This is a genomic window from Aeromonas sp. Marseille-Q7275 (genome assembly GCF_965119515.1).
In genome coordinates, this window is the sequence record NZ_CBCPLW010000003.1 from 104,401 (window position 1) to 122,500 (window position 18,100).

The window sequence follows — 18,100 nt, forward strand, 5'->3', positions numbered from 1 at the left end:
GATTAGTGGGGCTATGCCGCCGCTTGCCCTATGATGTCGCCGACGGAAGCGGCCTGCCGATGGCCGATGAAATGACAAGGGAGAGGAAATGGAACTGCGCTGCGCCTGGGTGACCAGGGACCCGGAATACATCGAATACCATGACAAGCAGTGGGGCAGGCCGGTCCGCGACCCGCGGGAGCTGTTTGCCAAGCTCTGCCTCGACGGTCAGCAGGCGGGGCTGTCGTGGATCACCATCCTCAAGCGTACCGACAGTTACCATCGCGCCTATGCCGACTTCGATCCGCTACGCATCGTGCAGTTCGACGAGCAGGATGTGGAGCGGCTGATGCAGGACAGCGGCATCATCCGCAACCGGCTCAAGGTGCAGTCGATCATCAAAAACGCCCGCGCCTATCTGGCACTGGAGGCCGAAGGCATCGACTTCGTGGAGTATCTGTGGGGTTTCGTGGGCGGCGCCCCCATCGTCAACCAGCGCCAGGGCAACGGCGACATTCCGGCGACCTCGCCGGAGTCGGATGCCATGTCCAAGGCCCTCAAGAAACGCGGCTTCACCTTCGTCGGCAGCACCATCTGCTACGCCTTCATGCAGGCGGTGGGCATGGTGAACGATCATCTGGTGACCTGCCCCTGCCACGCCGAGTGCCAGCAAGGCTAAATCGGGAGCGGAACAAGCAGGGAGGCCAACAGCCTCCCTTCTTCCTTTCTGGACTTGGGATTAGGGGCCAGCTTGCCAGGATCTGACGCCATGGTGAGGGCGTTCACGCTGCTCGATTTTACCTCGGTCGGCAGCCTCCTCTGCTTCGCCGCCTGCGGGCGCTGGGCCTGGTAAAGGATCCTCTCGTCACCAGCCTTCGACAGGCCCCCTGCCGGCGGGGCCAGGGGACCGCTTTTCGGCGCCCGGTACAGCCGGGATACAGTCATTCCTGTTCAAGATTGCTGTATCCATATCGAAGTCCCCATCAACGAGGCAGTCCCATGTCACTGAATTCATTTCGCCACCGCACCCTCGGCACCCTGATCCTGGCGGGTTGCTCCCTGCTGGCGACCCTGCCCGCCCAGGCGGCCGATCGTCAGGATGCCCGCGACGTGCGCCAGGAAGTCCGTCCCGAGATCCATGAGGCCAAGGTAGATTGTCGTCAGGCCAACAATAAGGACAACTACGAGTGCCGTCAGGACAAGCGTGAAGTGAAACAGGACGTGCGCGAGAAGTCCCGCGACGTCAAATACTGATCCAGCACCACAGACCTCAGCCCGATCAACCAGGGAGCCTCGTCATGAACATTTCAACTCCTCACCCGGCTCGCAGCGCCTTGCTGTCAGCCTTGCTGGTCGGCTGTACCCTGTCGGTGGCCCTGCCGGCCCAGGCAACCGAACAAGCCCAGCAGCGCCGCCAGGCTCGGGATCTGCGTCAGGATGTCCGTCAGGAATCCCGCGAACAGAAGCGGGATTGCCGCCAGGAGGAGTTTCTGGGTAACGCCGACTGTCGCCAGGAACACCGCCACAACAAGCAAGAGGCACGCGACGTGGCTCGCGATATCAAATATTGATTCGAGAGCAGGGGCTCGCCGAACCCATCTTCCATGACGGCAGCCGAACCAGGCTGCCGCATTAACTTACATTGGAGTCCTTATGACTATTTCTGTATCCCGCCTGAGTGCCGCCCTGCTGACCGCCTGCACCCTGTTCGCCGCCGTGCCGGCTCAAGCCACCAATCAGGGTGAGCAGCGCCAGGACGCCCGCGACATCCGCCAGGACGGTCGTCAGGAATCCCGTGACGCCAAGCAGGAGTGCCGTGAGGGCCTGGTCGGCAATGCCGATTGCCGTCAGGACAACCGCGACAACAAGCAAGAGAACCGCGACGAGGCCCGCGACGTCAAATACTGATCCCGACAAGCCGCCTCCCTGTCGGGTCGCCCTGCTGGCGCCCGTCCGGCGGTTATCTTGACCCCAATGTATAATTTAGACATCCCAAGCCGGTGTATTTCGTTTAGCCAAGGAGCCACCATGAAGAAGACCGTATTTGCGCTGCTTGCAGCCACCGCCTTGTTGGCTGCCCTGCCTGCACAGGCAACCAAACAGGCCCAGGAGCGTCGCGAAGCGCGCGATGTGCGTCAGGATACCCGTCAGGAATCCCGCGACGCCAAGCAGGAGTGCCGCGAAGGCCTGGTGGGCAATGCCGATTGCCGTCAGGAGCATCGCGACAACAAGCAGGAAGGGCGTGACGAGGCGCGCGACATCAAATATTGATGTCCGGCCTGCCCGGGCAGGCAGCTGCCGTTCACGGCATGACACAGGGGGGCTTTGGCCCCCTTGTTCATATCCGCAATGCGCGCGTCACACTCTGGCGCCTCTCTGGGGTAGAATGCGCGGCCATCGGCTAGAGTCGTTCTTTTTCAGAGGTTTTTTCATGCATTTCAAGAAACTGGTTCCTGCGCTTGCCCTGACCATCGCCATGACAGGCTGCACCACCAATCCCTATACTGGTGAATCCCAGACCTCCAAGGGTGCCTGGGGCGCACTGGCCGGTGCCGCCACCGGCGCTGCCGTGGGTGCGCTCTCCTCCAGCAAGGGGGATCGCAAGAAAGGGATCCTGACCGGCGTGGCCGCTGGCGCCGCCCTGGGTGGCGGTATCGGTTACTACATGGATGTGCAGGAAGCCAAGCTGCGCGAGAAGTTGCAGGGTACCGGCGTCAGCGTGACCCGCAACGGTGATCAGCTGATCCTCAACATGCCGAACAACGTCACCTTCGACAGCTCCAGCGCCCAGCTCAAAGCCGCCGGTGCCAACACCCTGTCCGGCGTGGCCATGGTGGTGGCCGAGTTCGACAAGACTCGCCTGAACGTGGTCGGTCACACCGACAGCACCGGCTCCCGCGAGCTGAACATGAAGCTCTCCGCCCAGCGTGCCGACGCCGTCGCCGCCCAGCTGATCGGTCAGGGCGTGACCGGCAGCCGCATTTCCACCAGCGGCGTGGGCCCGGATCAGCCGGTTGCCACCAACAGCACCGCCGCCGGCAAGGCCCAGAACCGTCGTGTGACCATCACCCTGACCCCGACTGCCTGAGTCGCCCGGTTGCCGGTAACGAAAAGGCCCCGCCATTACTGGCGGGGCCTTTTGCTATGGGTGCTGTGGCCCTATGGTATCGGTGCTCTTTTCTCCCTTCTCCCCTCGCGGGAGAAGGGCCGGGGATGAGGGGCGAACCGTGTCTTAGACAGCGGCGGTCAGCTGCACTTCCACCTTGTAGCCTTCGTGGGCCAGACGGGCCTGTACGCAGGCGCGAACGGGTGCGGTGCCAGCCGGTATCCAGGCATCCCACTGGGCGTTGAAGGCGGCGATGTCGCCAATGTCCTTGAGATAGATGTTGGCCATCAGGATCTTGCCGACCCCGGAACCGTTGGCCTCCAGCAGGCGTTGCAGACTGGTCAGCACTTCGCGGGTCTGCTGGTGAATGTCGGCCTCGTCGGTGGCGGGGACTTCCACCACATAGAGGGTGCCGTTGTGGATGACAACATCAGACCAGCGGGCCGTGGTGCCGATTCGGGTAATCGTCATGGATTGCTCCGGTACAGGGGCTCATTGACCCTTGCGGATCAGATAGCGATAGGGGGCCTGCTCTGTCTCGCTGGCGATCAGGGTGTGATCCATGAAGCGGCAGAAACTCGGGATGTCGCGGGTGGTGGAAGGATCGTCGGCACTGACCAGCAGGGTCTCGCCTTCGGCCATCAGCCGCACTTTCTTGCGAACCATCATCACGGGTTCAGGGCAACGAAGCCCGATCGCGTCCAACTCATGAGTTGCATCGCAGAATAAAGCACTCATCAATAATCAACCTTCAACCAATTCAGCTGCCAATGATACTCAAGGCGAAAAAATAATCAAATCTGAGGGTGTTCGAGCAGCATATGTAACCAAAGTGTGATCCGGCTCTATCCAGACCTTGCCCGATGAGTAATATAAAAATTGAACCATATTCAACAAGGAGGTGTGAATATGCAGGTCTCCTACGGCAGATTGCAAGCCTACGCAGGCATGGGGTTCCTGTCGTTCGCCATGATAGTGCTGGGCAGCCCGATCGGAAACACCGGCACCTGGTTCGGGTCCATGGTGATGATAGGGCTGGGGCTCTGGATCGAGCTCAGCGACTACTACGACGAGGATGAGGACGAGAACGATCAATCCTGAATCGGATGACGATTCACCCACAAAGGCGGACGATGTCCGCCTTTGTCATTTCTGCTCCGCGCCCGAGCGGGTCGAGCGCATGGCGCGCTCCAGCTGCTGCGCCGTCTGCTCCGGGTTGGCGTTGGGGTCGTTGAAGAAGCTGCTCAGCACATCCATGATCCCCTGGCGCATGTTGGTCGGAACCGCCATCCCCTCCGCCATGCTGGGCAGCAGGTTGTCCTGCTGCTCGGCGTGGAGGAAGTCCTGATAGGAGCGGATGGCGCAGCGATCGAACTTGCTCATGTCCGGTTTGGTGAGCGCCGGGATGGAGCCCTTCACCCGGTTGAACTCCTCCTGGAAGCGCGGTGTCATCAGCAGGCGGGCCAGCTCGCCCTGGGCCTGCAGCTGGGCCGGATCCCGCTGCTTGAACATGGCGATGGAGTCCAGGTTGTAGCTGAAGAGGCCCTGGCTCCCCGGGCTTGGCAGGCAGTCGATGTCCTCACCGGGTCTGTAGTTGCCGGCGCTCAGCTCCCCCTTCACCCAGTCCCCCATGATCTGCATGGCGGCACCGCCGCTCTCCAGCAGGTTGGTGGCCTGGTGCCACTTCAGGCCGGCGTATTTTTCCGGCACATAGGCGCGCAGCTGCTGGAAGCGGGTCAGCACCCGCACCATGTCGGGGCCGGTCAGGGTGGCGCTGTCCTGCTCCAGAAAGGCCTTGCGATAGAAGGCCTTGCCCCCTTCACCTAGCGCCACTGTCTCGAACAGCACAGCGAGCTGCCAGGGTTCGTTGCCGATGGCCAGCGGGGTGACGCCCTGCGCCTTGAGCTTGTCCGCCACCACCACGAACTGGACCCAGTCGGTGGGGGGTGTCAGCCCCAGCCGCTCGAACAGCTTGCGGTTGAGCCACAGCCAGTTGACTCTGTGGATGCCGGTGGGCACCGCCATCAGGGCGCCGTTCTGGCTGAGGGTGTCACGGACCATGGGGGAGAGTTGCGGGTACCAGCCGAGGTGCTCGGCCATGGGGCTGAGGTCGCGCAGGAAACCCAGGCTGGCCCACTCGTGCAGCTCATATCCCTTGAGGTGTGCCGCCTCCGGCGGGTTGGCCGCCAGCGCCCGGCTTTTCAGCACCGTCATGGCGCTCTTGCCGCCGCCGCCCTGCACCGCGAAGTCGTTCCACTGGTTGCCCTGCTCGGCCCATTCCGACTTGAGTACCTCTACCGCCTTGGCCTCGCCGCCGGAGGTCCACCAGTGCAACACCTCCACCTGGGAGGCGCCGACGGGCAGGGAGGGCAGGGAGAGCAGGGCGACAATGGCAAACGGGAACAACTTCATACTGTGACTGCCTTGATGGAAGGAGAGTGGCCGGTGCCGACCGCACGCCACCCGTGCAGCACCCCGACGCGCTGGGAGGCGCCGACGGGCAGGGATAACAGGGCGATGACAGAAAACGACAACCACTTCATAAGCTTTACTGCCTTGGTAGGGAGAGGGTGGCCTGCAGGCCGCCCTGGGGGCGATTTTCCAGCACCAGATCGCCGCCGTGGGCGTGGGCTATGTTGCGGGCGATGCCAAGACCCAGGCCGGTTCCGGAAGAATCCGTGCTGAGGCGGTAGTAGGGCTCGAAGATGCGCTCGAACTGATCCTCCGGCAGACCGGGGCCCTCGTCCATGATGAAGAGGATCAGCATCTCCTCGTCATCCATCAGGATGACGCGCACCCGATGGCCGTACTTGATGCCGTTGTCCACCAGGTTGCCGATGCAGCGCTTGAGGGCCAGCAGCTTGCCGCGATAGGGCCACTTGCAGTGCCCCTCTATGGTGAGCAGATCCTCGTGCAGGTTCATGGACTCCGCCATCTGCTCCAGCAGGGCATTGATGTCGATGAGCTCGAGGTTCTCGTGAATGTCGGTCTCCTTCACCGTCTGCAACGCCCCCTTCACCATCAGCTCCAGCTCGTCCAGATCCTTGTTGAACTTGGCTATCTGGGCCTCGTCGTCGAGCAGCTCGACCCGCAGCCGCAACCGGGTGATGGGGGTCTTGAGATCGTGGGAGATGGAGCTGAACAGCCGCTCCCTGTCGTCTATGAAGCGGCGGATGCGCTGCTGCATGATGTTGAAGGCACGGGTCGCCGCCACTATCTCGGAGGCGCCCTCCTCCTTGAGGGAGGGCTGGTCGATGTCCTTGCCGAGGTTGACCGCCGCCTTGGCCAGCCGGCGCAGGGGCCGGGTCTGCCAGCGCACCAGCATGAAGGTGAAGAAGCAGAGGAAGACGGTCATCAGGGCGATGAAGCGCACCTGGTTGCTCGGCATGACGGTGTCATCCAGCGTCATGTAGGGGGCGGGCAGCAGGGCCGCCAGATAGAGCCACTCCCCCGGTTCTATCTCGATCTGGGTCACCAGCACCGGCGGGTTGATGGGCTCCAGCGACAGGGTGTAGCGGGCCCAGGAGGAGGGCAGATCCGCCAGCAGGGTGTCGTTGTTGAAGACGTGCAGCTCCTCGGGTCGCGAGAAGTCCACCTTGATGGCCATGGCGTCGGAGAGCTTGCGGGTCAGCACCTCCTCCACCTCCTTCAGCACCAGCGTCTTGCGCTCGCTGTCCGGGATGGCGCTGATGTGGATCTCTTCCTCGTTCAGGGAGACGAAGAAGCGGCTGCCCCCCATGTTGCGCAGCTGGTCCAGGGCGATGTGGCGGTACTGCAGCGGCAGGGACTTGAAGAAGTTGACTGTGGAGGCGGCGGAGAGCGCCAGGTTGCGGGTGGTGCTGAGCATGCCCTCCAGCTCCCGCTTCTGGATCTGCTGCATCCAGATGCCGGTGAGTATGGTCTGGGAGAGCAGGATGGCGAGCAGCAGCAACAGCAGCATCCGTGACAGCAGGGAGCGGGGGATCAGTGCCTGCCAGAATCGCCGACTTCTCATGGGATTGGGTGCCTCTTGTCAGTCAGCATCTGGCCCTGCCTCTGAGCCGCGCCGCTTGCCTCTCCCCTTTCACGGGATCTCGTGTACTTCCGCGATCAGCATGTAGCCGCTGCCGCGTATGGTCTTGATGATGCGCGGGCTCTTGCCGTTGTCACCCAGCTTCTGGCGCAGACGGCTGATCTGCACGTCGATGCCGCGCTCCATGGGCAGGCTCTCGCGGCCCCGGGTGGCATCGGAGATGGTGTCCCTGTCCAGTACCACGCCGGGCTGTTGCAGGAACATGCCGAGCAGCAGGGCGTCGCTGCCGGAGAGATCCAGCAGGCTGCCGTCATCGTGGGTCAGCTGGTGGCTCAGGGTGTCCAGGGTCCAGTCGGCGAAGCGCAGGCGGCGGCTCGGCTCCTTCTCTTTCTCCGGCTGGCGGAATTCGGCACGGCGCAGCAGCGCCTTGATGCGGGCCTGCAGCTCGCGCGGGCTGAACGGCTTGGCGATGTAGTCGTCGGCGCCGAGTTCGAGGCCGATCACCCGATCCGCCTCATCGGAGGCAGCGGTCAGCATGATGATGGGGACCTGGGAGTCGCGACGGATCTGCTGGCAGAGGGTAAAGCCGTCGTCGCCGGGCATCATGATGTCCAGAATGATGAGGTCCGGGCTGTGCTGGGCGAGTTGCTGGCGCATCTCGTCGCCTCCTGCCGCCGTCAATACCTGGAAACCCGCCCGGGTCAGGTATTCGTTGAGCAGCTCGCGGATCTCCTGATCGTCGTCGACGATAAGCAGTTGTTTGCTCGTTGACATATGTATGTGCATCCACCCATTTTTTTGTGCAGATTGAACCTGTCGGGGGAGCAAAAAGCAAGCAAGGCCCCCCTCTAATGTGAAGTTATGGGCAATATAGCCCCCGAATTGGCCCTGATCGGGATAACGGAATAAAAAAGGCCGACCCAAACGGGCCGGCCAACACGCAGATTCCGACGGCAGGAGCGCACCCCGTGTGGTGCGCTCCACAGGCTCGACAACGGGCCGGACGGGCCGACCCCCAACAAGACAATGGGGGCTCACGCCTGGCGTGAGCCCCCTGGATCACACCCGCTCGAACACTGTGGCTATGCCCTGACCCAGGCCGATGCACATGGTGGCGACCCCCAGGGTGGCATCCTTCTCCTCCATCAGGTTGATCAGGGTGGTGGAGATGCGGGCGCCGGAGCAGCCCAGCGGGTGACCCAGGGCGATGGCGCCGCCGTTCAGGTTCACCTTCTCGTCCACCAGATCCTGCAGGCCAAGATCCTTGACGCAGGGCAGGGACTGGGCGGCGAAGGCCTCGTTCAGCTCGAACAGGTCGATGTCGCCGACGGTCAGACCGGCACGCTTGAGCGCCTTCTGGGTGGCCGGCACCGGGCCGTAACCCATGATGGCGGCGTCACAGCCGGCGATGGCCATGGCGCGCACCCTGGCGCGGGGGGTGAGTCCCAGCGCCTTGGCGCGGTCAGCGCTCATCACCAGCATGGCGGCGGCACCGTCTGACAGGGCCGAGGAGGTGCCGGCGGTGACGGTGCCGTTGATCGGGTCAAACACCGGGCGCAGCTGGCTCAGGGTGTCGACCGTGGTCTCCGGGCGGATCACCTCGTCGTAGTCGTAGAAGAAGCGGGCACCGCTGGCGTCATGGCCTTCCAGCCCGACGATCTCCCTGGCAAAACGCCCTTCCACGGTGGCGGCATGGGCGCGGCGATGGGAGCGGGCGGCAAACTCGTCCTGCTGCGCCCGGCTGATGCCGTGCAGCTTGCCGAGCATCTCGGCGGTCAGCCCCATCATGCCGGAGGCCTTGGCCACCGACTTCGCCATGCCGGGGTGGAAGTCGACGCCGTGGCTCATGGGCACGTGACCCATGTGCTCGACGCCGCCGATGATGAAGATGTCCCCATCACCCACCTGGATGGCGCGGGAGGCGTCGTGCAGCGCCTGCATGCTGGAGCCACACAGGCGGTTGACGGTGACCGCTCCCACCTGCTTCGGGATGCCGGCTAGCAGGGCGGCGTTGCGGGCGATGTTGAAGCCCTGCTCCAGGGTCTGCTGCACGCAGCCCCAGTAGATATCCTCGATCTCGTTCGGGTCGAGGTTGGGGTTGCGCAGCAGGATGGAGCTCATCAGGTGCGCGGACAGATCTTCTGCACGCACGTTGCGGAAGGCGCCGCCCTTGGACCGGCCCATGGGGGTCCGGATACAGTCGACAATGACTACGTCTTTCATGAATGGATCTCCTTTCCGCAATCAGTAGAAGGTTTTGCCCTGGGCGGCCATCTCGCGCAGCTTGTCGCTGACGCGGTAGAGCGGGCCCAGATCGGCATACTGGTCGGCCATGGCCACGTAGCGATCCAGACCTATGGTATCCAGATAGCGGAACACGCCGCCGCGGAAGGGAGGGAAGCCCAGACCGTAGACCAGCGCGATGTCGGCCTCGGCTGGCGTGGCAACTATGCCTTCTTCCAGACAGAGCACCACCTCGTTGATCATGGGGATCATCATGCGGGCGATGATGGCGTCCTTGTCGAACTCCTGCTTCGCCTTGGCGATGGGGGCCAGCAGCTCGTAGGCAGCGGCGTCGGCCACCTTCTTCGGCTTGCCCTTCTTGTCCTGCTCGTAGGCGTAGAAACCCTTGCCATTCTTCTGGCCGAAGCGGCTGGCGTCATACATGACGTCGATGGCGGTGCGCCCTTCCTTGCTCATACGAGTCGGGAAGCCCTGGGCCATGACGTCACCGGCATGGTGACCTGTGTCGATGCCGACCACGTCCAGCAGGTAGGCGGGGCCCATGGGCCAGCCGAACTCCTTCTCCATCACCTTGTCGACGGCGGCGAAGTCGGCGCCATCGGCGACCAGCTTGTTGAAGCCGAAGAAGTAGGGGAAGAGCACGCGGTTGACGAAGAAGCCCGGGCAGTCGTTGACCACCACTGGGGACTTGCCCATGGCGGCGGCGTAGGCCACCACGCGGTTGATGGTGTCGTCCGATGTCTGCTCGCCGCGGATGATCTCCACCAGGGGCATGCGGTGCACCGGGTTGAAGAAGTGCATGCCGCAGAAGTTCTCGGGGCGCTTCAGTCCCTTGGCCAGCAGGGAGATGGGGATGGTGGAGGTGTTGCTGGCGAGCACGGCGTCTTCGCCAATGATCCCTTCCACTTCGCCCAGTACGGCGGCCTTCACCTTGGGATTCTCGACCACGGCTTCGACCACCACGTCCACATGCTTGACGTTGTCATAGCTGAGGGTCGGGGTGATGGCGGAGAGCACCTGGCCCATCTTGATGCCGTCGATGCGACCGCGCTCGAGTTGGCCGTTGAGCAGCTTGGTGGCCTCGCCCATGCCAAGCGCCAGCGCCTTCTCGTTGATGTCCTTCATCACCGCCGGGATGCCCTTGCTGGCGGACTGGTAGGCGATACCGCCCCCCATGATGCCGGCACCCAGCACGGCGGCGTGGCCGATGGCCTTGTTCGCCTGCTTGGCGGCCTTCTTGGCCAGTGCCTTGATGTGCTGATCGTTCAGGAAGATGCCGACCAGCGCCTTGGCCACGTCGGTCTTGGCCAGCTTGATGAAACCTTGCGCCTCGACGTTGAGCGCCTCGTCGCGGCTCATGCCGGCGGCGGCCTCGACGGTTTTGACTGCGGTCATGGGCGCCGGATAGTGTTTTCCGGCCACGGCGGCAACCATGCCGGCGGCGGTGGTGAAGCTCATCATGGCTTCCAGCTTGGAGAGGCGCAGCGGCGCCTTCTTGGCGGCGCGACGGCTCTGCCAGTCCAGCTTGCCTGCGATGGCGTCTCTCATCATCTGCACGGCGGCGCTCTGCAGCGCTGCGGGGGTGACCACGGCGTCGATGGCACCCACCTTGAGGGCGTCATCGGCACGGTAATCCTTGCCGGTGGTGATCCACTCCAGGGCGTTGTCGGCGCCAATGAGGCGCGGCAGACGGACTGTGCCGCCAAAGCCCGGCATGATGCCGAGCTTGGTCTCGGGCAGGCCTATCTTGGCGCTGGTGTCAGCCAGACGGAAATCGGTGGAGAGTATGGTCTCGCAGCCGCCGCCCAGGGCGTGGCCCTTGATGGCGGACAGGGTCGGCACCGGCAGATCTTCGATGGCGCTGAAGATGTCGTTGGCCTTTTTCAGCCAGCCGAGCAGATCTTCTTGCGGCAGGCTGAACAGTTCCAGGAATTCGGTGATGTCGGCGCCGACGATAAAGGCGTCTTTGCCGGAGGTGAGGATCAGACCCTTCAAATCGGCTTGTTGCTGTAATGCGGCGATCGCTTCGCTCAGCGAGAGCAGGGTAGCGCGATCCAGCTTGTTGACTGAACCCGGGGCATCAAACCTCAGCTCGGCAATGCCGTCTTCGAGGTAGCTGACCGACAGGGTTTCGCCTTGGTAGATCATGAGAGTGTCTCCTTGTTCCCACGCGGTGGGGGGCTTTGCTCCTTTCTCCCCAGCAGGGGGCGAGGCTCACTATTGATCCAAAAGGAGACATTTTCAACACCTATTTAAAACATTTGTTTAACAGATCTCGAGTAAAAGCTCCTCATCACAAAACGGGCAAACGAGAGGCGCCTTGCGGCGCCTGCTCTGGATATGAGTCGTTTATCAACTGGCCAGCTCCGGCCTGTCGCGATACTGGTTCAGCACCTCGGGGTCGGCGAGGGCATGGGTGTTGTTGACGGGCCTGTTGTGCACCACCTCCCGCACCGCCAGCTCGACTATCTTGCCGGACTTGGTGCGGGGAATGGCGTCCACCTGCAGGATGCGGGCCGGTACGTGGCGGGCGGTGCAGTGCCGTTTGATCTGCTGACGGATCCGCTCGCGCAGGGGCTCGTCCAGCTTGCATCCCGCCTTGAGCTTGACGAACAGCACTACCCGCTCGTCCTGCTGCCACTGCTGGCCGATGACGATGCTCTCCTCCACCTCGTCGAGCTGCTCCACGTAGCGGTAGATCTCGCTGGTGCCGATGCGCACGCCCCCTGGGTTGAGGGTGGCGTCGGAGCGGCCGTAGAAGAGGATGCCGCCGGTCGGGGTCAGCTCGATCCAGTCGCCGTGGCACCAGACGTTGTCAAAGCGCTCGAAGTAGGCGGCGTGGTACTTGTCGCCGTTCTCGTCGCCCCAGAAGTAGATGGGCTGGGCCGGGAAGGGCTTGGTGCAGACCAGCTCGCCCTTCTCCCCCTGCACCGGCTGGCCGGCCTCGTTGAACACCTGCACCGCGAGGCCAAGGCCGCGCCCCTGGCTCTCGCCGCGATAGACGGGGCTGAGCGGGTTGCCGATGACGAAGCAGGAGCAGATGTCGGTGCCGCCTGAGATGGAGCTGAGCTGTACATCTGTCTTGATCTGCTGATAGACGTAGTCGAACCCCTCCGGCGACAGCACGGAGCCCGTGCTGCAGATCTGCCGCAAGGCGGGGAGTGCGTGGGTCTTGATGGGGGCATAACCCTGCTTATGCAACGCATCGAGATACTTGGCGGAGGTGCCGAACAGGCTGACCTCTTCGTCACGGGCGAGGTCCCAGAGCACGTTGCCGTCCGGGTAAAACGGCGAGCCGTCGTAGAGCACCAGGGTGGCGCCGGAGGCGAGGGCGCTCACCAGCCAGTTCCACATCATCCAGCCGCAGGTGGTGAAGTAGAAGATTCTCTCCCCTGGCTTGATGTCGCAGTGCAGCTGGTGCTCTTTCAGGTGCTGCAGCAGGGTGCCGCCTATGCCGTGAACTATGCACTTGGGTTTGCCGGTGGTGCCGGACGAATAGAGGATGTAGAGCGGGTCGTTGAAGGCCATGGGCTCGAAGGCGAGCTGGCCCCCGGGCTGACTGGCCAGCACCTGATGCCAGTCGTGACCGAGGTGCAGCGGGTTGCCGAGCAGAGGGATCACCACAGTCTGCTCTATGCTGTCTAACTGGCTCACCACGCTGGCGACCTTGGCCTGAATGTCGATGGCCTTGCCGCCATAGCGGTAGCCATCCACTGCAAACAGCACCCTGGGCCGGGTCTGGCCGAAGCGCTCCACCACGCTGGCTTCGCCGAAGTCGGGGCTGGTGGAAGTCCAGATCGCACCCAGGCTGGTGGTGGCCAGCATGGCAACGACGGTTTCCGGAATATTGGGCAGGTAGGCCGCCACCACGTCGCCACGGCCTATGCCCTGGCCGCGCAGCCACTGAGCCAGCCGGGCGACCTGATCTGCCAGCTCGCGCCAGCTCAAGGTCTGGCTTGGGCTACCCTCGATGCGGGAGATGATGGCCGGGCTCTCGTCCTGGCGGCGCAGCAGGTTCTCGGCGAAGTTGAGCCGGCTGTCGGGGAACCAGCGGGCGCGCTGCATATCCTGGCGGTTCTCCGCCACTATGTCGCCCAGCTCTCCCTTGACACCGCAGTGCTGCCACACCAGTGGCCAGAAACGGGTGGTCTTCTCCACCGACCATTGATAGAGGTCGGCGTAGCTGCGCAGTTGCAGGCCGTGGAAGTGGTTGACCTCGGCCATGAACTGGTGGAGGTTGGAGTGCTGCATCCTGTCCTGATCCGGTGTCCACAGACAAAGGTTTTGCATGAATCGTTCCTGACTGCTGATATCTACTGTCTATCGGCAGTGTATTGAATTGTTCTTTATTTGTTAATCGAAGGTTTTCGTTTCATAACAAAAACCCCCTGACCCATGCGTTACCTCACGAAGCGGCAGCCTGACGGCTCGAGCCCTGATTCGCTTGATGTTATGCTGAAGTCACATTTGCCCGGAGCAGGACGCCATGAGCAGTTACAGTCAACTTTTTGCCCAGCATCTCGACACCCTGCAGCAGCGCACCCGCGACATACTGCAACAGCAGGGGCTCAGCGGACTGGCCATTCATTCAGGCCAGACTCACCGCATCTTCCTCGACGACCAGGATTACCCCTTCAAGGTCAATCCTCACTTCAAGGCCTGGTTGCCGGTACTGGACAATCCCCACTGCTGGTTGCTGGTGGACGGGGTGAGCAAGCCGGTGCTGCTGTTCTACCGGCCGGTGGACTTCTGGCACAAGGTGGCGGATCTGCCCAATGCCTTCTGGGTCGATTTCTTCGACATCCGCTTCCTGACCAGGCCGGAACAGGTGGCGGAGCACTTGCCAGCCGACAAGCAGGAGTGGGCCTATCTGGGTGGTCATCTCGAGGTGGCCCAGCTGGTGGGATTGGGGCAGCCCAATCCGGAGGCTGTGCTCAATTACCTGCACTACCACCGTGCCTACAAGACGCCCTATGAGCTGGAGTGTCTGCGGGCGGCGAATCGACTCGGGGTGCGTGGCCACATCGCGGCCAAGGACTCCTTCATGGCGGGGGCGAGCGAGTTCGAGATCAACCTCGCCTACATGAAGGCGGTCGGGCAGGGGGCCAATGAGGCGCCTTACGGCAACATAGTCGCCATCAACCGCAACGCGGCCATCCTTCATTACACCCATCTGTCGACCCAGCGGGTGCCGGATGCGGAGCGCCACTCCTTCCTCATCGATGCCGGGGCGGATTATCACGGCTATGCCTCCGACATCACCCGCACCTGGGCCTGGCGTCGGGGCGAGTTTGCCGATCTCATCGCGGCGCTGGATGCGCAGCAGCAGGAGATCATCGCGGAGATCAAACCCGGCCGCCGTTACAGCGAGCTGCACCTGCAGATGCACCACAGACTGGCGCGCTTGCTGCAGGCCACCGAGCTGGTGGACATGTCGGTGGACGAGATGATCCACACCGGGGTGACCAATGTGTTCTTCCCCCATGGCCTCGGCCACTTCCTCGGCCTGCAGGTGCACGATGCCGGTGGCTTCATGCAGGACGAGCGGGGTACCCATCTGGCGGCGCCCGAGCAGTTCCCCTACCTGCGCTGTACCCGGGTGATGGAGGTGGGGCAGGTGTTCACCATAGAACCCGGCCTCTACTTCATCGACAGCCTGCTGGAGCCGCTACGCCGCGGCGAGCAGGGCAAACGGGTCAACTGGAACAAGGTCGAGGCGCTGCGCCCCTTCGGTGGCATCCGGATCGAGGACAACGTGGTTCTGCATGGGGACGGGGTGGAGAACCTCACCAGGCAAGCAGGGCTCTGATGGCCGCAGACTATGCCATACCGGCTGAGCCGCTGGAGCTTTGCGAGGAGATCAAGAAGAGTCGCTTCATCACCCTGATTGCCCATGCGCCGACGGTCGAGGCCGCCAAGGCCTGGATCGCCGAGGTGAAGCGGCAGCACCCGACGGCCCGGCACCATTGCTGGGCCTTCGTCGCCGGGGCGCCGCAAGACAGCCAGGTCTATGGCTTCAGCGATGACGGCGAACCCTCGGGCACAGCCGGCAAGCCCATGCTGGCCCAGCTGATGGGGGCCGGTATCGGCGAGGTCGCGGCCGTGGTGGTGCGCTACTACGGTGGCGTCCTGCTCGGGACCGGCGGCCTGGTCAGGGCCTATGGCGGCGGGGTGGGGGCGGCGCTCAAGCGGCTCGAGACCCGCATCAAGCGCCAGCAAACTCCTTCCCTTATCTGCTGCGACTATGGCGACATGGGGGTGGTGGAAGCCCTGATCTCGACCCATCAGGGCCAGTTGCTGGCCGCCGATTATGGTCAGCAGGTTCGTCTGCAGGTGGCCTGGGATGCGGTCATCTGGAGTCAGGTGGATCAGGAAATGACAGACCGAACCCATGGCCGGGTATCTCTTCGCCCCTTAGATGGCTAGAATCCATCGCTCTTTTAGCCTGAAGGGGGAGCCGGAATGCAGATTCTGAGCATCATTCGTATCGTCGGTCTCTTGGTCGCGCTGTTCAGCTCGACCATGCTGCTGCCAGCGATGGTTGCTTTTGGGTATCGCGATGGGGGCGGTGCCGAGTTTGTGAACTCCTTCTTCATCGCCCTCCTGCTCGGCACCCTGCTCTGGTTCCCCAATCGCCATCATAAGAAAGACCTCAGATCCAAGGAGGGTTTCCTCATAGTGGTGCTGTTCTGGGTGGTGCTGGGCAGTGTGGGGGCCGTCCCCTTCATCATCAGCGACGTGCCGAACATGTCGGTCTCTGAGGCCTTCTTCGAATCATTCTCCGGCCTGACGACCACGGGGGCGACAGTGCTGACCGGGCTGGACAGCCTGCCCAAGGCCTTTTTGTTCTACCGCCAGCTGCTGCAATGGCTGGGGGGCATGGGGATCATAGTGCTGGCGGTGGCCGTGCTGCCCTTGCTGGGCATCGGGGGAATGCAGCTCTATCGCGCCGAGATCCCGGGGCCGGTCAAGGACAACAAGGTGACCCCACGCATCGCCGAGACGGCCAAGGCGCTCTGGTTCATCTACCTGTTGCTGACCACCCTCTGTGCCCTGGCTTACTGGATGGCGGGAATGACGCTGTTCGATGCCATCTGCCACTCCTTCTCCACCCTGTCGGTGGGCGGCTTCTCGACCCACGATGCCAGCATAGGTTTCTTCAACAGCCCGGCCATCAACCTGATCACTGTGCTGTTCTTGCTGCTGGCCAGCGTCAACTTCGCCCTGCATTTCATGGTGTTCGCCCACAAGCCAGTGCGATTGAGCAGCTATCTTCGGGACTCCGAATTGAAGGTGTTCCTGGGGATCCAGGGTGTGCTGGTGCTGATCTGTTTCGTCTCCCTGCTGTTCCACGGTCACTACGCCACCTGGCAGGAGGCGCTCAACCACGGCCTGTTCCAGGCGGTCTCCCTTGGCACGACCACGGGCTACAGCACGACCAGCTATGCCGACTGGCCCTCCTTCCTGCCGATGTTGCTGATGTTCTCGGCCTTTATTGGCTGCTGTGCCGGCAGCACGGGGGGAGGCATCAAGGTGATGCGCTTCATGATCCTGTTCCTGCAGGGGATGCGCGAGCTCAAGCGACTGGTGCACCCGCGGGCCATTTATACCCTGAAGCTGGGGAGGCGCGCGGTGCCGGAGCGGATCGTCGAGGCGGTGTGGGGCTACTTCGCCACCTACATCATCCTGTTCTTCATCTTCATGCTGCTGTTGCTGATGACAGGGTTGAACGAGGTGACCGCGTTCACGGCGGTGGCGGCCGCCTTCACCAACGTGGGGCCCGGGTTGGGCGAGGTCTCCAGCAACTTTGGCAATATCTCGGCGACGGCACAGTGGATCCTGGTGGTCGCCATGCTGTTTGGCCGATTGGAAATATTCACACTTCTGGTACTGTTTACTCCTGCATTCTGGCGTAGTTGAGGTTGGTATGGACAAGATTTTGGTGCTTTATTCTTCCCGGGACGGGCAAACGCGGAAAATTGTGGATGTCATGCTGGAGGAGATATCAGGATGCGAAGTGGTGATGCAGGATCTGCACACCCTGCCGATGTGCAACCTTAGCAAATATGCCAAGGTATTGATCGGTGCCTCCATCCGCTATGGCAACTTCCACCCCAGTCTGCTCAGCTTTATTCATGCTCACCATGAACAGCTGGAAGTGGCCAACGCCGCCTTCTTCTGTGTCAACCTGACGGCGCGCAAGCCCGAGAAGCAGACACCACAGACCAATGCCTATATGAAGAAGTTTCTGCGTCTCTCGCCGTGGAAGCCGAAAACGCTGGGGGTGTTTGCCGGTGCGCTGCGATACTCCCGCTACAACTGGTGGCAGACCCGCATCATCCAGCTGATCATGACGATCACCGGTGGCAGTACGGATACCAGCCAGGACATCGAATTCACCGACTGGGAAAAGGTACGCGCCTTTGCCCGGGAGTTCTGGTCAAAAAGGTAGCAAATCCGCACCCTTGCTCGTTGACGCCCCGCTTATGCGGGGCGTTTTGTTTGATAAATAGGCGTTTGAACCACCAAACAGCAAAAAGTGCCTTTTTTTGCTGTTTTACCCTTGTCATCCCGGCGCGGCTCCCTATAATGCGCCCCTACCAGCACGGCGGAACACGCCGAACTGATGAGCCAGCTTCCTTGCGAAGTGGGCGCCGAAAGAAAAGCGAAAACAACCGCTTGACTTTCGAAGTGAGGGGCGTAAGATGCGCCTCCTCAACGCGATAAGCGTGACGCTCTTTAACAATTTGAATCAAGCA

At 62.5% G+C, this 18,100-nt stretch carries 20 protein-coding genes; 11 read left to right on the plus strand and 9 right to left on the minus strand.

What is annotated here, in order from left to right; genetic code table 11:
- The first annotated feature begins 88 nt into the window (after nucleotides 1-88).
- The 6 genes from ACWPWQ_RS04315 (at nucleotide 89) to ACWPWQ_RS04340 (ending at nucleotide 3,067) form a co-directional block, all read left to right on the plus strand.
- Nucleotides 89-658, plus strand: a complete 570-nt coding sequence (locus ACWPWQ_RS04315; RefSeq protein ID WP_454009088.1) for a DNA-3-methyladenine glycosylase I — start codon at nucleotides 89-91, stop codon at nucleotides 656-658.
- A 320-nt stretch (nucleotides 659-978) separates the two neighbouring features.
- Nucleotides 979-1,233, plus strand: coding sequence for a hypothetical protein (locus ACWPWQ_RS04320; protein WP_202048031.1), 255 nt, complete (start codon nucleotides 979-981; stop codon nucleotides 1,231-1,233).
- Between the two features lie 44 nt (nucleotides 1,234-1,277).
- Nucleotides 1,278-1,550 carry a hypothetical protein gene (locus ACWPWQ_RS04325; RefSeq protein WP_342059774.1) on the plus strand — a complete coding sequence of 91 codons (273 nt, stop codon included), beginning with the start codon at nucleotides 1,278-1,280 and terminating at the stop codon, nucleotides 1,548-1,550.
- An 82-nt stretch (nucleotides 1,551-1,632) separates the two neighbouring features.
- The gene (locus tag ACWPWQ_RS04330) at nucleotides 1,633-1,887 is read left to right on the plus strand and encodes a hypothetical protein (RefSeq protein ID WP_005323912.1); all 255 of its coding nucleotides are present in this window, start codon (nucleotides 1,633-1,635) and stop codon (nucleotides 1,885-1,887) included.
- A 120-nt stretch (nucleotides 1,888-2,007) separates the two neighbouring features.
- The gene (locus tag ACWPWQ_RS04335; protein ID WP_005323913.1) at nucleotides 2,008-2,250 is read left to right on the plus strand and encodes a hypothetical protein; all 243 of its coding nucleotides are present in this window, start codon (nucleotides 2,008-2,010) and stop codon (nucleotides 2,248-2,250) included.
- Between the two features lie 160 nt (nucleotides 2,251-2,410).
- Complete coding sequence (locus ACWPWQ_RS04340) at nucleotides 2,411-3,067, plus strand: OmpA family lipoprotein (protein WP_247627755.1); 657 nt, start codon at nucleotides 2,411-2,413, stop codon at nucleotides 3,065-3,067.
- Between the two features lie 144 nt (nucleotides 3,068-3,211).
- Here the strand turns inward: ACWPWQ_RS04340 and ACWPWQ_RS04345 are convergent, their stop codons facing one another.
- Both ACWPWQ_RS04345 and tusA read right to left on the minus strand, forming a co-directional pair.
- Nucleotides 3,212-3,556, minus strand: a complete 345-nt coding sequence (locus tag ACWPWQ_RS04345) for a RidA family protein (RefSeq protein WP_454009089.1) — start codon at nucleotides 3,554-3,556, stop codon at nucleotides 3,212-3,214.
- 21 nt (nucleotides 3,557-3,577) lie between these two features.
- On the minus strand, nucleotides 3,578-3,823 hold the full coding sequence (gene tusA / locus ACWPWQ_RS04350) for a sulfurtransferase TusA (RefSeq protein WP_042642635.1): 246 nt from the start codon (nucleotides 3,821-3,823) through the stop codon (nucleotides 3,578-3,580).
- Between the two features lie 171 nt (nucleotides 3,824-3,994).
- Here tusA and ACWPWQ_RS04355 point away from each other — a divergent pair, with 171 nt between their 5' ends.
- Entirely contained in the window at nucleotides 3,995-4,186 is a 192-nt protein-coding gene (locus ACWPWQ_RS04355; RefSeq protein WP_025328793.1) for a hypothetical protein, read from the plus strand.
- Nucleotides 4,187-4,231: 45 nt separating this feature from the next.
- On the opposite strand, the gene ACWPWQ_RS04360 is transcribed toward ACWPWQ_RS04355, so the two are convergent.
- The 7 genes from ACWPWQ_RS04360 to ACWPWQ_RS04390 form a co-directional block, all read right to left on the minus strand.
- Entirely contained in the window at nucleotides 4,232-5,497 is a 1,266-nt protein-coding gene (locus ACWPWQ_RS04360; RefSeq protein WP_454009090.1) for an ABC transporter substrate-binding protein, read from the minus strand.
- Nucleotides 5,494-5,628, minus strand: a complete 135-nt coding sequence (locus tag ACWPWQ_RS04365; protein ID WP_342059778.1) for a hypothetical protein — start codon at nucleotides 5,626-5,628, stop codon at nucleotides 5,494-5,496. Before ACWPWQ_RS04365 ends, ACWPWQ_RS04360 begins: the two co-directional genes overlap by 4 nt.
- A gap of 5 nt (nucleotides 5,629-5,633) precedes the next feature.
- Complete coding sequence (locus tag ACWPWQ_RS04370; RefSeq protein ID WP_454009091.1) at nucleotides 5,634-7,079, minus strand: ATP-binding protein; 1,446 nt, start codon at nucleotides 7,077-7,079, stop codon at nucleotides 5,634-5,636.
- 69 nt (nucleotides 7,080-7,148) lie between these two features.
- The gene (locus tag ACWPWQ_RS04375) at nucleotides 7,149-7,871 is read right to left on the minus strand and encodes a response regulator (RefSeq protein WP_162519278.1); all 723 of its coding nucleotides are present in this window, start codon (nucleotides 7,869-7,871) and stop codon (nucleotides 7,149-7,151) included.
- A gap of 285 nt (nucleotides 7,872-8,156) precedes the next feature.
- A complete protein-coding gene (fadA, locus tag ACWPWQ_RS04380) occupies nucleotides 8,157-9,320 on the minus strand; it encodes an acetyl-CoA C-acyltransferase FadA (RefSeq protein WP_454009092.1) in 1,164 nt (387 codons plus the stop codon).
- A gap of 21 nt (nucleotides 9,321-9,341) precedes the next feature.
- The gene (gene fadB / locus ACWPWQ_RS04385; RefSeq protein ID WP_454009093.1) at nucleotides 9,342-11,489 is read right to left on the minus strand and encodes a fatty acid oxidation complex subunit alpha FadB; all 2,148 of its coding nucleotides are present in this window, start codon (nucleotides 11,487-11,489) and stop codon (nucleotides 9,342-9,344) included.
- A gap of 204 nt (nucleotides 11,490-11,693) precedes the next feature.
- On the minus strand, nucleotides 11,694-13,631 hold the full coding sequence (locus ACWPWQ_RS04390; RefSeq protein ID WP_454009094.1) for an acetoacetate--CoA ligase: 1,938 nt from the start codon (nucleotides 13,629-13,631) through the stop codon (nucleotides 11,694-11,696).
- A gap of 196 nt (nucleotides 13,632-13,827) precedes the next feature.
- Between ACWPWQ_RS04390 and pepQ the strand changes: the two genes are divergently transcribed.
- Genes pepQ through hemG form a run of 4 tightly spaced genes read left to right on the plus strand, consistent with a single transcriptional unit; the run spans nucleotide 13,828 to nucleotide 17,793 of the window.
- The gene (gene pepQ, locus ACWPWQ_RS04395; RefSeq protein ID WP_404837411.1) at nucleotides 13,828-15,150 is read left to right on the plus strand and encodes a Xaa-Pro dipeptidase; all 1,323 of its coding nucleotides are present in this window, start codon (nucleotides 13,828-13,830) and stop codon (nucleotides 15,148-15,150) included.
- Nucleotides 15,150-15,767, plus strand: coding sequence for a YigZ family protein (locus ACWPWQ_RS04400; protein ID WP_454009095.1), 618 nt, complete (start codon nucleotides 15,150-15,152; stop codon nucleotides 15,765-15,767). Before pepQ ends, ACWPWQ_RS04400 begins: the two co-directional genes overlap by 1 nt.
- Nucleotides 15,768-15,803: 36 nt before the next feature.
- A complete protein-coding gene (locus ACWPWQ_RS04405) occupies nucleotides 15,804-17,261 on the plus strand; it encodes a TrkH family potassium uptake protein (RefSeq protein ID WP_139438646.1) in 1,458 nt (485 codons plus the stop codon).
- 7 nt (nucleotides 17,262-17,268) lie between these two features.
- Entirely contained in the window at nucleotides 17,269-17,793 is a 525-nt protein-coding gene (gene hemG / locus ACWPWQ_RS04410; RefSeq protein WP_161507752.1) for a menaquinone-dependent protoporphyrinogen IX dehydrogenase, read from the plus strand.
- Nucleotides 17,794-18,100 lie beyond the last annotated feature (307 nt).